The sequence below is a fragment of the Limosilactobacillus ingluviei str. Autruche 4 genome (assembly GCF_000312405.1).
GTDB classification, from domain to species: Bacteria; Bacillota; Bacilli; order Lactobacillales; family Lactobacillaceae; genus Limosilactobacillus; species Limosilactobacillus ingluviei.
Window position 1 is genome coordinate 680542 of the sequence record NZ_HE997173.1, and the last position, 12549, is coordinate 693090.

The 12549-nt window shown below is 54.2% G+C and carries 15 protein-coding genes and 1 tRNA gene; 2 read left to right on the forward strand and 14 right to left on the reverse strand.

Annotation, left to right across the window (positions count from 1 at the left end; translation table 11 throughout):
* Positions 1–146: 146 nt before the first annotated feature.
* Positions 147–217, reverse strand: a tRNA-Gly gene (locus BN54_RS03330).
* Positions 218–263: 46 nt separating this feature from the next.
* Positions 264–593, reverse strand: coding sequence for a hypothetical protein (locus BN54_RS03335; protein WP_019205728.1), 330 nt, complete (start codon positions 591–593; stop codon positions 264–266).
* A gap of 166 nt (positions 594–759) precedes the next feature.
* Between BN54_RS03335 and BN54_RS03340 the strand changes: the two genes are divergently transcribed.
* Positions 760–1092: a hypothetical protein gene (locus BN54_RS03340; protein WP_019205729.1), complete on the forward strand. Its 333-nt coding sequence runs from the start codon at positions 760–762 to the stop codon at positions 1090–1092.
* Here BN54_RS03340 and folP read toward each other — a convergent pair.
* From folP to BN54_RS03385, 9 genes are all read right to left on the reverse strand, one after another.
* Positions 1066–2220, reverse strand: a complete 1155-nt coding sequence (gene folP / locus BN54_RS03345) for a dihydropteroate synthase (protein ID WP_019205730.1) — start codon at positions 2218–2220, stop codon at positions 1066–1068. The two genes, BN54_RS03340 and folP, sit on opposite strands and share 27 nt — an antisense overlap.
* On the reverse strand, positions 2210–2809 hold the full coding sequence (locus BN54_RS03350) for a non-canonical purine NTP pyrophosphatase (RefSeq protein ID WP_019205731.1): 600 nt from the start codon (positions 2807–2809) through the stop codon (positions 2210–2212). Before BN54_RS03350 ends, folP begins: the two co-directional genes overlap by 11 nt.
* A complete protein-coding gene (locus BN54_RS03355) occupies positions 2775–4061 on the reverse strand; it encodes a bifunctional folylpolyglutamate synthase/dihydrofolate synthase (RefSeq protein WP_019205732.1) in 1287 nt (428 codons plus the stop codon). The genes BN54_RS03350 and BN54_RS03355 overlap by 35 nt, the downstream gene beginning before the upstream one ends.
* Positions 4048–4623: a GTP cyclohydrolase I FolE gene (folE, locus tag BN54_RS03360; RefSeq protein ID WP_019205733.1), complete on the reverse strand. Its 576-nt coding sequence runs from the start codon at positions 4621–4623 to the stop codon at positions 4048–4050. The genes BN54_RS03355 and folE overlap by 14 nt, the downstream gene beginning before the upstream one ends.
* Positions 4614–5117: a 2-amino-4-hydroxy-6-hydroxymethyldihydropteridine diphosphokinase gene (gene folK, locus BN54_RS03365; RefSeq protein ID WP_040469890.1), complete on the reverse strand. Its 504-nt coding sequence runs from the start codon at positions 5115–5117 to the stop codon at positions 4614–4616. The genes folE and folK overlap by 10 nt, the downstream gene beginning before the upstream one ends.
* Positions 5117–5476: a dihydroneopterin aldolase gene (folB, locus tag BN54_RS03370; protein ID WP_019205735.1), complete on the reverse strand. Its 360-nt coding sequence runs from the start codon at positions 5474–5476 to the stop codon at positions 5117–5119. Before folB ends, folK begins: the two co-directional genes overlap by 1 nt.
* A gap of 21 nt (positions 5477–5497) precedes the next feature.
* Positions 5498–6196, reverse strand: coding sequence for a CPBP family intramembrane glutamic endopeptidase (locus BN54_RS03375; RefSeq protein WP_019205736.1), 699 nt, complete (start codon positions 6194–6196; stop codon positions 5498–5500).
* Entirely contained in the window at positions 6196–7224 is a 1029-nt protein-coding gene (gene rbsR / locus BN54_RS03380; RefSeq protein WP_338088549.1) for a ribose utilization transcriptional repressor RbsR, read from the reverse strand. Before rbsR ends, BN54_RS03375 begins: the two co-directional genes overlap by 1 nt.
* Positions 7225–7342: 118 nt before the next feature.
* Entirely contained in the window at positions 7343–7942 is a 600-nt protein-coding gene (locus BN54_RS03385) for a hypothetical protein (protein WP_019205738.1), read from the reverse strand.
* Positions 7943–8104: 162 nt separating this feature from the next.
* On the opposite strand from BN54_RS03385, the gene BN54_RS03390 reads away from it, so the two are divergent.
* Positions 8105–8737: a deoxynucleoside kinase gene (locus tag BN54_RS03390; RefSeq protein ID WP_019205739.1), complete on the forward strand. Its 633-nt coding sequence runs from the start codon at positions 8105–8107 to the stop codon at positions 8735–8737.
* 44 nt (positions 8738–8781) lie between these two features.
* Here the strand turns inward: BN54_RS03390 and BN54_RS03395 are convergent, their stop codons facing one another.
* From BN54_RS03395 to BN54_RS03405, 3 genes are all read right to left on the reverse strand, one after another.
* Positions 8782–9918 carry a glycoside hydrolase family 73 protein gene (locus BN54_RS03395; RefSeq protein ID WP_019205740.1) on the reverse strand — a complete coding sequence of 379 codons (1137 nt, stop codon included), beginning with the start codon at positions 9916–9918 and terminating at the stop codon, positions 8782–8784.
* Between the two features lie 119 nt (positions 9919–10037).
* On the reverse strand, positions 10038–11426 hold the full coding sequence (locus BN54_RS03400; protein WP_019205741.1) for a L,D-transpeptidase family protein: 1389 nt from the start codon (positions 11424–11426) through the stop codon (positions 10038–10040).
* An 87-nt stretch (positions 11427–11513) separates the two neighbouring features.
* Complete coding sequence (locus BN54_RS03405) at positions 11514–12533, reverse strand: glycosyltransferase family 2 protein (protein ID WP_019205742.1); 1020 nt, start codon at positions 12531–12533, stop codon at positions 11514–11516.
* Positions 12534–12549 lie beyond the last annotated feature (16 nt).

Below are 12549 nucleotides of genomic sequence, written 5' to 3' on the forward strand. Positions count from 1 at the left end.
ACCCCGCTTCAGAAGGGCTCCCCCTCCGGCTTGCACCATCCCGGATTCGCTAAGTGGCAACTGCCTTCTTACTGTGGTTAAAAGTTAACTGTTATAACATATGTGAAATGTTATAAAAAAGAACACCGCCAACACGATGTTCAACAAGCGGGTAACGAGAATCGAACTCGCGACTTAACCTTGGGAAGGTTATGTTTTACCACTGAACTATACCCGCAATAACTAGGTGAATCAATCACCTTTTATATCTTACCATAAATCCGTTATTTGTCACCCTTTTTTTCGGATTTTTTCGTGGCCCGCTTCTTACGGGCTGGCTTCGCCGCTTTTTCTCCCTTTTCCTTTTCTTCCTTGGCGGCTAATTCCTTGTCTTCGGCCGTCCGTTCGACCGCCTTGACCATTTTGGCTTCATCCTTGCGAATAACCGCCCGGCCGTTCAATTCATTGACACTGGTCTTATCGGAAGGATCAAACTGCTTGATCGCAATCATGATGGAATTTTCGTAAACCTTTTCCACGATCCCGCCAAAATCGTGTTCTAAGGGACCAAACTTACCAGCTTTGACTTCATCGCCAACTTTATAAAACGTCATTCAGTTCACCTCATTATTTCGCCATTAATTGCAATAAGGACTAGTTTACACACTTTTGGCAATTTTTCAAGTCCCCCGCTTCGACCATGCTAAAATAGAAGTAAACCGCAAAATAAAAAAAGCAACGCGCCCTCGGCTCGTTGCTTACCACTTTGGGAGAAAAAACATGATTATCTTAACCGTGAACTGGTTGCTCGTTTTCGCAATTTTTTGGACCTACCACCGTGGTCTGCACGCTCCGGCAGAAAAGCAGCTGTCCTTTTTTGGCGGTTGGACCCGGCTCTTATTAGCCAGCCTCTTGAGCGTGCGGATTGGGATTTTGATCGTAACTTGGCCCTACCGGCTGCTTTGGCACAGCTGGCAAGTCGTCCTCCTCTTTGCCATTTTAATCATCATCGAACTCAGCTTTCGCCGTAAACGCCTGACCTTTGGCAGTCCCCGCTTAGCGCGGTGGTCGCAAGTTGGCGTCGGCTTACTGTTGCTCGCCATGCCCTGGTAGGGTCCAGTAACTTTGCTTAATCGTATCCAGGAGTTTGACCAACTGCCGGGTGGCTTCCACATCGTGGACCCGCAGCACCCGGCCCCCCGCTAAGTACATGGCCGCTTCGGCAATCAGAGTGACGCCTAAGCGTTCATCCTTCGGCAGGTTAAACAAACGTTGGCCGAAGCCCTTACGCGAAATTGCCACCATAATCGGCCGCTGGAATTGATTTAAGGCTGCCACATTGTTCATCATGGCAAAGTCTTGGTAGCCATCCGCCACTTTGGCATAGCCGATCCCCTGATCCAAACAGATCCGCTCGGCTGCAATCCCCGCTGCCTGCAGGGCTTGGAGGTTGGCGCGGAAGAAATCCACCATTCCCGCCGTTAAGTTGTGGTACTCATGTCCCCGGCTGGAGTGCATGGTTACCAACCCGACGTGGTGATACTGGCTGAGCAAGTGGCGCTTGGCGGCCGTCTCAAAACCATTAACGTCATTAATAATGTCAACGCCGGCCGCTAAGGCCCGCTCCATGACCGGCAGTTTATAGGTATCTACGGCTACGGCCACCTGCGGGTAACGGGCCTTGATCAACTTAATTGCCGGTTCAATTCGCCGCCACTCCTCGTCCGGCGCGACTTCCACAAAGCCCCCCGGCTTAGTGGTTTGGCCCCCCGGCTCAATTATGTCGGCGCCGGCCGCCACCATTTTTTCGATCTGGGCGATCATTGCATCAGTTTGCGCATACCGGCCCCCATCATAAAAGGAATCTGGCGTCACGTTTAAAATTCCGTAGACTAAGGGGGTCGTGGTCAGATCATAGCGAAAGGCCCCCGCTTGCCACCAGACGGCTTGTTCGGCTTGTAAGGCTGCTAAGTCAGCTTGCAAGGGCGCGTCACTGGCAAAGCGTTCGCCCACCCGCTTGGCAAAGGTCGGCCAGGCACTTTGCGGTAAAACAAAGCCAAGGCCGGCTGGTAAATCCACCACTGCTAGGTCAAAACCGGCCAACAAATCCCGGACCGCGGTCTGCGCCGGGGCCGGAAAAGTCCACTTCAAAGCTAAGGAACGGTGGGTCACTAATATGTCATTAAAAAGCGGGGCGAAGGCCGGCGCTTCCTTTGCTAAGTGCCAATTTTCAAGCTTCATCTTGCGTCATTCCTTTCACGAGGGCGGCCACCGCTTGACTGCGGTGATCATACTTTACAAATTCTGGCAGGGGTAAGGCGGCCAAGGGGCGGGTTAAGCCCGCCGGGATTAAGATCTGATCCAGCCCATGCCCCGTGGGCCACGGAGTGCGAGCGATTTGGCCGGTCAACTGGCCGTGGTAGAGCGCCATTAATTCACCGCCGCGAGCTAAGGCAATTACCGTTTGCATCGTAAACCCCCGGTCAGGATCGACCGCCCGCTCGATCAGCGCTTGGTTCACGGCCGGGGTACCAAATTTAGCGTGCAGTTCGCGGGCCGTTTGTACCCCGAGTTCTCCTGGCCGGTGAGCCAATTCAATCCCGGAATCATCGGCAATCACCAGCGCATCCGGCAGAAGCTGACTGATAAACTGCGCTTTTTGCGTCGCATTGGCCGCATAACTGGTCGTTCCTTCCGGCGGAAAGGCCACCCGCCGACCTAAGACCGCTTGGTAACCCTGACCGGTCGCGCCAAAAAAGGCCAATTCCCGCGTTAATTCACTAATTTTAAAATCATTATTGGTTGCCAGAATAAAATTTAGTTGCGGCAAGTCGCTTTCCCTCCTTCACTACATAAAATGAACCCGTAATTACAATCACCGTCTTCGGCGTAGCCGCATCTAGAGCCGCCGTTAACGCCGTCGCCACCGAAGGCATCACCTGACCGGTGGGCAAGTAGTCCTTTAGCTTTTCCGCCGGGAGGGCCCGGGTCGGGTGGTTGGGTGTCACCAGGTAATAAGTCGCCCCGAGGGCTTGATACTGCTGGGCCAACGTGGCCACGGCTTTATCAGCCAAGAACCCCAGAATAAAGGTAAATTGTGCTGCGGGGTAACGCTCTTGCAACGCCGCTAACAAATGGCGCGTCCCATCGGGATTGTGGGCCCCGTCTAAAATCACCGGTGGCTGGGCGTTGATTTGTTCAAAGCGGCCCGGCAAGCGGACCCGGCCCAAGGCTACTTGCAGTTCAGCCACGGACCAAGCTAGCGGCAACTGACGTAAGGTCGCCAAAGCGGTCATCAAGTTGAGCCGCTGAAACTGGCCGCTTAAGCCAAAGGGACTTTGCCAACCGGGCTCAGTTCCCACTTGAATGGCCACCTGTCCGGCCAACGTGGGATGCACCTGAACTACGGCGGCACTGTCTATCAGGGGAACCTGCGCTTGCTTAGCCGCCTGGGCAATGACGGCCCGGGCCGCCGGGGCTTGCTCCGGCGCTAAGACAACCGCCCGCGTACCAGTCTTAATGATTCCCGCTTTGGCGTGGGCCACCGCCGTCAGCGTTGGGCCCAAAATCCGGGTATGGTCCAAAGCCAGGTGGGTAATTACGGCTAAGGCCGGGGCGCTGATCGCATTGGTGGCATCCAACTGGCCACCCAGGCCGACTTCAATCACCGCCCAATCAACTTGCTGACGGGCAAAGGTGACCAGGGCAATCAAGGTCCACCCTTCAAAAATGGTCAGCTTCCCCAAGGTCACGCCGGCCGGCAAATGGGCCTTGATTTGGGCCACCGCGGCCACCACCTGAGCGGGTGTGATTAATTGGTGGTTGATTTGGACCTGTTCACGTTCGTCCAAGAGGGCCGGACTAGCAAAGTGGCCGACCCGGAAGCCTTTGGCCAGTAAGGCTTCCGCGATGATTTGACCGGTCGAGCCCTTGCCATTGGTGCCCGCCACATGGACGATCTGAAACCGTTGGTCCGGATGCCCGAGGTTGGCCAAGATTTGGCGCAAAAGCGGCACCCGGTCGGCCTGATCCCCCTTCATGGCAGGCGCAAAGGCCGCCAGGGCCGCCTTATAGCTGGTCATGATGCGTCCGCACTTGTTGCAGGAATTCCTGCCGCAAGGCCTCCTGAGTGGCAAACTGCCCACTAAACTTGCTGGTGTAAGTAAACTGACCCGTCTTATGCACACCGCGCATTTCCATGCACATGTGACGAGCCGCCACGCTCACCGCAACCCCGGCGGGCGCTAACAACCGGTCCAATTCCGCCAATAATTCCGTCGTTACCCGTTCTTGCATCCCCGGTTTTTTGGTCACGTAGTCCACCAAGCGCGGAATCTTACTTAAGCCAATTACCCGATCGTTGGGGACGTAAGCTAAGCTGATTACCCCAAAAAAGGGCAGGAGGTGGTGCTCACACATTGAGTAAAAGGGAATGTCTTGCACCAAAACCATTTCGGGCCGTTCTTCAACGTGAAAGGTCTTGTAATTGGCCACTTCTTCGGCTTGCTTACCCAATGAAGCAAAGACTTCACTGTACATGCGGGCAACGCGGGCGGGAGTTTCTTGCAGCCCTTCGCGCGTGGGATCTTCCCCGACGGCCAGCAAAATTTCCCGCACCGCCGCTTCAATTCGTGCTAAATCCATCCTTGAACTTCCTCTTTTCCAATAATTTCCGTTAACCAATTGTGATCAGGCGTCTGGGCCAACAATGCCGCCACCTGTTGGCGTTGATCCCCGGCCGCCAGGACCGTCAATAAGGGGACCAGCACAAACCGGCGGTTGGCCATTTCCGGGTGGGGCACCTTAAGGGTCGCCGTCTTAAACTGCCGGTTCCCGTAGTAGATAATATCCAGGTCAATCGTCCGCGGCCCCCAGTGCACTAAACGCCGCCGGTGCAAAGATTGCTCAATGACATGTAAATAGTGCAATAAGTCGCTGGCCGTCAGGCGGGTTTCCAGTTGGACGGCCAAGTTATAAAAACTGCGTTGGACCACCCCACCCACCGGCTCCGTTTCATACACCGGGGATACGGCCACCACCTTAATTTCCGGTCGGAGCGTTAACAAGTGCACCGCGAGCCGTAAATTAGCGGCCCGATCACCAATGTTGCTACCGATACTGAGCGATACTGGGGTCATCATCGTTGCCGTTCGACCTCAATTTCGACATTGTCAAAAATCCCGGCAATCGGTACCGCGTACTTGCGGACCTTAAGGTGAACGCTGGTCAACGCCGGGTAAGTGGTCAAAATTTCATCCAGTAAGCGGTTGGCCACCGTTTCAATCAGATCAAAGGAATTGGTCGTCACAAACTGACGGATGGTTTCGTAAACGTCGGCATAACTGACCGTTTCGCTTAAGTCGTCATGGCGGACCTTTTGTTCAATCGGGTAGCCCAGCTTCGCGTCGATTTCTAAACGCTGGCCGAGCTTTTTTTCTTCGCCAAACACCCCGTTATAGGTATGAAAGGCCATATTATTCAAATTAATGTATCCCATCACTTCTCATCTCTCTTTTTCTTAATGTAACAACAATGGTACCACCAAGGCGCCGGTCGCGAGCAAATTATTCAGGGCGTGGATGGCAATCGTATACTCTAAGTGGCCGGTCCGTTGGTAGACATAGGCCAAGACCCCACCCAACATGAAGTAAATCAAAAAACTGATCGGATTGGTACTGGCGTGCTCGGCCGAAAAGACCAGCCCCGACACTAAAATGGGCCCGATCAACTGAAAGCGACTAAAGAACAGATCAATTAAAATGCCGCGGAAGATCACCTCTTCGGCGACGGGACTCAATAGGATTGCCCCTATACTCATCGCCACAATCACCAACGGGTCATGCCCCATCAACTCGGCAATCGCTTGGTTATTCGCCGTTTCCGTTTGGTGGTACCACAAGCGATTAAAATAGCTTAAGGCCAGCTGGCAACACAACAGCACCAGCCACCCACCAAAGATCCAATCGCGGGCCTGGCGCCAGGATAGGGCACGCTTTAAGCTAAAGCCGGTCCGCTGGTAGACGGCCAGGGCCAGGGCAATAATGGCAATAAAAACGCCAAAGTACCCGGCCAACCAACCCCAGCGGGCCCCCAAGCTCCCGGCTTGGCGCACGGCAAATAAAAACAGGGGTGGCACTTGAATCACCAAGACCAAACCTACCATCACCAGCACCCGTTGCCACAGGGGTTGCTGCGTTAAATCAATTCTTGTTCGCATTACTGATCCTCACTTACTTTGGCCGTACTCTGCCGTTCCACTAAGTGAACCGGCATCTTGACCAATTGTTGTTCTAATGGTTGCTCCTTGGCCGTCATCCGGTTAAAGAGCAGAGTTGCCGCTTGTTGGCCCAACTGATTGATCGGTTGGTGAACCGTCGTTAATTGGGGAGTCACGTATTCGGCTAAATCAATATCATCAAAGCCCACGACCGACAAGTCCGCTGGTACCCGCACCCCGCGTTCTTGCAAGCCCCGGTACAGGCCAATCGCCAATTCGTCGTTGGCACAAAAGACCGCCGTGGGTTGGTGGGCTAAGACGGCCGCCGTTTGCTCGTAGCCGCCCCGCTTACTCAAGGTCGTCTTGACGATGGCTTTCTCATCAAAAGCAATCCCCGCCGCGGCCAGTCCCGCCTTAAAACCTGCCAACCGGTTTTGGACGTTTTCCGTTGGCGCCGTCGGCATGTACATCACGATCCGCCGGTGCCCTAATTGGGCCAAGTGGGCCGCGGCTAACTGCCCACCCGCGTAGTCATCCACCGAAACCCGGTCTTCGTGGTCATGAGTTTGGTTTTGGTCAAACAGGAGATAGGGAATCGCGTTGGGCTTTAAAATCTCGTCAATCGTTTCGGCCGTAATCGACGACGAGGCGATGATCAGTCCGTCGACCGACCGTTCGACCAACCGACTCAGGTAGTAGCGTTCCAACTCCACTTCATGGCTGGCACTAAAGACCAGCGGCATGTATTCCTTTTGGCGGCACACTTCTTGAATCCCCCGGACAAAGGACGAGAAGAAGGGATTGCCGATATTCGGCACCAAAACCCCCACCGTTTTAGACGAATGCAAAATTAAATTGCGGGCGTTGAAATCCGGAACGTAATTCAACTGCTTTTTGAGCGCGTGAACCCGGTCTTGCGTCGCCTGACTAAACCGGGCCCCCTTGCCGTTCAAAATTTGTGAGACGGTCGTTACTGACACCCCGGCCGCCTTGGCCAAATCCTTAATCGTCACTTTTTTTGCCATTATTCTCCTCCAAAGGCTCGCGCAACCGGGCCCCTCTTAAGCCATTAGGGCGCTGATATTTTAGCGCCCCGCACTTGACCGCTAGTTTGGTAAACATTTTACCTTATTTTCAGTAAGGACGCTAGACCGAGGTGGCAAAGATCCCGCGCAGAATTGCTGCCGTCGTCGCCCCCTGACTGCCCCGCAACCGTAAATAATCAATTTGGGCCAAGAGAATTTCGTATTCCCACAAGGACGACAGGTCATGTTCATTATAGTAGTGGAGGGTAAGTTTGATTGTCCCCAACTGGTGAATGATCCCTTCAAAGTCATCCCGCCCCTTATACTTGGCCGTCCCGATGACCACCGGCAGGTGATGGTCGACGGCATCGTGCAACAGGGTCAACAACAAAGGTTTGTGCTGATAATCTTGGGTGGCTACATACGCTTCCAGTCCCCAGATGTCAAAGTAACCGTGGGCTTGGGCGACCTGGCTCTTGTAAGCGACCGTCGTCAAATAGTCGGTCTGGGCCCGCACCTGGCGAATACTTGTTAAGCGAATCGCGGTTAAACCGTTGATCTTCGCGTCCCAATCCAGGGTCAACAATAAGGTAAACGACTGGTCGGTCGCCAAGACAAAGCCGACGTTAAAGGTGTCATCATCCGCAAAATTATAAACCTCTACCAGGGTCCCATTTTGCTGGCTGAGCAAGAGGGCTTCCTTAATTTCTGTTGGGCTCATTTCATTTTCCTCCGCTGTTAATTTTTTATGCTGGGGTTGGTCCCTTCTGCTACGGTCGTTTGCCGCTTTTTCGCCCCGAATTCCAGTACCCAGCGCTTTTGTCTGCGCGCGGTTTGTAGTAAGATAGTGATCGTTGCGAAAAAAAGATAAAGAGGGGCAATTATGGTGATTATTACAGCTGGTATGATCGGTGTGGGCAAGACGACCCTCACCGGCAAAATTGCAGAACACTTGAATACCCAGGCATTTTTTGAACCGGTGGGCGAAAACCCAGTGCTTCCATTGTACTATAAGAACCCAAAGCAGTACGGTTTCCTTTTACAAATCTACTTTTTAAACAAGCGGTTTTCAATGATCAAGCAGGCCCTGTCCGATGATAACAACGTGTTGGACCGGTCAATTTATGAAGACGCCCTGTTTACCAAGGAAAACAACGCCGAAGGCAATATCTCCGATACCGAACTGGCCGTTTACTTGCAGCTGCTCGACAATATGATGCAAGATTTAAACCACCTGCCAAAAAAGGCACCGGATTTGATGGTTTACTCGGAAACGACCTTTGAAACGATCCTCTACCGGATCAAAAAACGGGGGCGGGATTACGAACAGATCGATCACAACCCCGAATTAAAGGACTACTACTACAAGATGTGGTCGGCCTACAAGGATTGGTACCGGGAATACGATGCCAGCCCGAAAATGAAAATTGACTTGGATCGCTACAACCTCGATGACCCCAAGAACGTCGAAATCGTCTTAGGCATGATTGACGAACGCCTAGCGGCAATCCGTTAAATGAGCAAAAAAGCAGTTGCGCTGGCAACTGCTTTTTTTCATTGTCAATGCCACAAGCGGCGCAGGACTTCAATGATCCCCACCGAGCCGGCCCCACCCAAGACGGGCCACGTCCAATTCGCTTTCAATGCTGTCGCAACGGTTGGCGAAGGACTGGTTTGGGGCACCGTTGGCCGCGCTCGGTGCGTTGGTGGCGTGGCCGAATCCACCGGTGGGGTGGCCCGGTCGTATTGGGTCAGTTGGTAGGTATCAATCAACTGGTTGAGTTTCCGATCGTAATTGGGATCGGTCGCATAGGTTCCCCGCAAGGCCTGGGTGGCTTGCCGATACGTGGTGGCCACGTGCCGGTGTACCCCCGCATAGGTCGGTTGCGCCAGGACCTGCGCGTAATCGGCTAACGCGGCTTGTTCATCCGGGTAGTGGCGAAAGGTGCCGAGCACCGTCACATCCTGACCGTTTAAGTGCTCGACCGTGGGTAGCGTCACCCCTTGGGCGCGGTACTGGCCCTTGATGCCGAAGTAATTGTGATGGTTGACCGCCAGATCACTGGTCCCAAAGTTGCTTTCCAGGGCGGCTTGGGCCAACAAAACGGACGGGTATAGATCGTGGGCCTGCCCAATCGCTTGAGCCGCCGGGACCAATTGTTCAATGAAGGCCCGTTGGTGCGGCGTCAGCGGCCGGGCCGGGTAGGTCTGTTGATCGACCGCTCCCGTTGGCGCCGGCGGGGCTGCCGTCGGAGGGACCTCCGCTGGGGCCCCCGGCTGCGGCGCTGATGACGGGGCCGGCTGCGGCGCCGTTGCCGCTGGCTTTGCCATTGCGGGTGCCGGTTGGTGGGCGCAAGCCAGGTCAAACCCGGCTTGGTACCCCGCCGACCGGACGGGATCTTGCCATTCCGTTGGCCGCTGCCAAGTCCCTTGACACCCGTCGGCGACCCCCTGGGCAAAGGCGGTTTGGTACTGGGCTTGGTATTCCGTCAACCAATGCTGATAAGTTTGCTGACTGTCTGGTGCCAGGGCGGCCAATTCGGCGGTCGTCAGTGGTTGGCGCGTCTTTAAGACCACTGCGCTGGCCAGTTGTTGGCACGCGGCAGGCGGCAGCTGATTTGCCGCCTGGCCCAGTGGACTGAACGTGAGCGTCGTAATTGCAATTGCCGTTGTTAAAGTTGTTTTTAAGTGCATCATGAAATTCCCCCTTTACTTTTATATACGTCATGAAAGCGTAAAATTATTTTCAAAACGCAAAAAAGTCAAAAAAATTGCTGCCCCGCTGGAGCAACAATTTTTTTAGAGGTTAAATTTGATTAATACACAATCACGGGTTCCTTATTGGACAAGGCTTTAAAGGCCACCCCCGCATCAGCCGGGTGCATATTGACACAGCCATTGGAACCATCAGTTAAGTAAGCAGTCTTGGACCAGTTCTTCCGCCAGCTGGCATCGTGGAACCCACACCCGCTCAAGGTAAACGGCGTCCAGTACGTTACCGGTGACGCGTACGGCTTGCCATCATCGCCAGTCCCGCGTAAGGTCGTATGCATTTGTTGATACATCACGTACCAGACTCCCTTGGGGGTATCATCACCACTGCTGTGCTTCCCGGTCACCACGTCGGCTGAAGCGACCAACTTACCATCCCGGTAGAACCAAGCGTGTTGGTCAGCGATCGAAACTTCGGCGTAGGTATCCCCTAAGCCGTCGTTTTTAGTCACTCCATAGCCCAACCCGCGCGTATCATAGCCTTGCCCGTAAATGTCGGCCTTGGCATCGACTTGGGTCCGCCCAGTCACGATCGCCTGCCCAATCGTGGTGGCCGCCCGGCTGGCCATGATTTTCCAGCCGTAATCCCCATCCGCCGTGGTCGTAATCGTATTGCCCGCGTGGGTGGTAAACTTGAACTTCTTGCCCAAAGTAGCGTACTTGGCGTTCAACTGCTTGATCACCGCCGCCTCTTTGACGGGGGTAAAGTGGTACTTCCCGGCTTGATAAGTCGCCTTATCAATCACCTGGCTGGCTTTGACCTTCACCGGGTGCCCCGCGACTTGGTAAGTCACTTGCCCATTGTTAAGCTTCTTTAACGCGGCCACCGCTTTTTTCACCGTCGGGCTGTCCGCTTCTAAGGGTTGTTGGACCTTAGCCGTCAGCTTGATCGTGGGTTCATTCTGGTGGCGAAGCAGGGCCGCCATGACTTTGGCTTCATCGTACGCTGTCCCGTGCTTGGCGGGGGTTACCGTCACCCGGTTCGCGTGCCACACCGCCTTGGCATCCACTGGCAGGCGCTTGTTGCCATTTAACTGTCCTAACTGGTGGTGCAAAGTCGCCTTCATATCCGCCCGCAAGGCCGCTTGATCCATTTGCAAGGGCAAGGTGTAGGCGTGCGGTTGCCGACTCGGGAACCAGGTCGCTTGCTTTTGCAACTGCCGGGCGACGGTTTGCTTAGCATCCTTGGCAAAGACCGGTTGTTGGTCGTGTCCGTCAAAGACCAGCTTACCGTTTAAATAGACCCGGTTGGTCAGCTTGGTCTGACTCACCTTTTCGTAAGCCTGGGCCGCCGTTAAGCCGCCCACGTTGATCCCATTAATCGTCACGTGGCGGTGAAAATGAGTCTGGAAATAGTGCCGGCTGCCTAGGGACACCCCCAGCAAGGCCACGGCAGCGATCCCCACACTGATCAAAAGCTTTTTGCGCTGCATAATGTCTTCCCCACTTTCCGCATTCTTTAGCCCTTATTTTACCATTTGATTGCAAAATTGTAACCTTTGTTTAACATTGCGCAAAGACTAATTAAAGCCATACCATTTTTGCGCCAGCTGGTAACCTTGCACGGCCACGCGCCGGCCGATTTTACCGGGTAAATTCACTCCCAGGCCAAGCCAGTGGTGGCGAAGCAAATTGTGCAAAGCTGGATCAAACTGGGCCAGATCATGCCAGAGGGCCTGCTTTTTCGCCAGGGCCGCCGGGCGACCATCTTTGAGCAAAAGGACCGACGAAATCGTGGTAATGATTTCTAAGTAATGGGCCATGTACTTGCCCAAGCCACTGTCCAGGCTGGTCACCTGGGTGTAGTAGCGAATCATCAGCCGGTTGACCAAGAGCTGCTGGTCGATTCGTTTGAGCATCACCGCTTCATTGACCGACTGATCAGCGCGGCCAATGAAATAATGGTAGAGATCCACATCGAGGTAGTAGAGCCGTTTGACAAAGGGCAAGGGTTGAAAGACGTAGAGGTTGTCAACGTAAAAGGTATGGCGCGGCAAAGCCAGGTGAGCTTCGTTCACCAGCATCGCTGTCCGGTAAATGACCGCGTGCATCAGCAAGTATTCCCCGAGCGGCAAGTGGACGGCTTCCCAAGAAAAGACCTGGTGGGTGGGTAAGTGGGGATAGCGGATGGTCTTTTTTCGCGGCGCATTGATCTTATCATAAGTATAATTGCTGACCAGCATATCAATTTGCTCGCCTTGCTCCCGGAGCTCTTGCAAAAAGGCCAACACCCGCAAGAGGGCGGCCTGGTCCAGCCAATCATCGGCATCGACCACCTTCAAGTAGTCACCACCGGCCGCTTGAATTCCCGCCATGATCGCGGCCCCGTGCCCCCCGTTGGCTTGGTGGAGCGCCCGGATCAAAGTCGGGTGACCAGTCGCGTATTGGTCAATCATGGCCCCAGTCTGATCGGTGGAGCCATCATCAACCAGAATTACTTCCAGGCCTCGCTCAACCGCCAACAAAGGAGCCAAGCACCGTGCCAAGTAAGGCTGGGCGTTGTAACAAGGGACAATAATTGAGAGGAGTGGCTTTAACAAAGAATCTTCCTTTCTG

What these genes read in the sequence shown, in the direction of transcription:
- folB (WP_019205735.1), bottom strand. Translation starts at nt 5,476, where the DNA reads ATGGGATACATTAATTTGAATAATATGGCCTTTCATACCTATAACGGG.
- BN54_RS03385 (WP_019205738.1), bottom strand. Translation starts at nt 7,942, where the DNA reads ATGAGCCCAACAGAAATTAAGGAAGCCCTCTTGCTCAGCCAGCAAAAT.
- folP (WP_019205730.1), bottom strand. Translation starts at nt 2,220, where the DNA reads ATGAAGCTTGAAAATTGGCACTTAGCAAAGGAAGCGCCGGCCTTCGCC.
- BN54_RS03355 (WP_019205732.1), bottom strand. Translation starts at nt 4,061, where the DNA reads ATGACCAGCTATAAGGCGGCCCTGGCGGCCTTTGCGCCTGCCATGAAG.
- BN54_RS03340 (WP_019205729.1), top strand. Translation starts at nt 760, where the DNA reads ATGATTATCTTAACCGTGAACTGGTTGCTCGTTTTCGCAATTTTTTGG.
- folE (WP_019205733.1), bottom strand. Translation starts at nt 4,623, where the DNA reads ATGGATTTAGCACGAATTGAAGCGGCGGTGCGGGAAATTTTGCTGGCC.
- BN54_RS03375 (WP_019205736.1), bottom strand. Translation starts at nt 6,196, where the DNA reads ATGCGAACAAGAATTGATTTAACGCAGCAACCCCTGTGGCAACGGGTG.
- folK (WP_040469890.1), bottom strand. Translation starts at nt 5,117, where the DNA reads ATGACCCCAGTATCGCTCAGTATCGGTAGCAACATTGGTGATCGGGCC.
- BN54_RS03390 (WP_019205739.1), top strand. Translation starts at nt 8,105, where the DNA reads ATGGTGATTATTACAGCTGGTATGATCGGTGTGGGCAAGACGACCCTC.
- BN54_RS03395 (WP_019205740.1), bottom strand. Translation starts at nt 9,918, where the DNA reads ATGATGCACTTAAAAACAACTTTAACAACGGCAATTGCAATTACGACG.
- BN54_RS03335 (WP_019205728.1), bottom strand. Translation starts at nt 593, where the DNA reads ATGACGTTTTATAAAGTTGGCGATGAAGTCAAAGCTGGTAAGTTTGGT.
- BN54_RS03400 (WP_019205741.1), bottom strand. Translation starts at nt 11,426, where the DNA reads ATGCAGCGCAAAAAGCTTTTGATCAGTGTGGGGATCGCTGCCGTGGCC.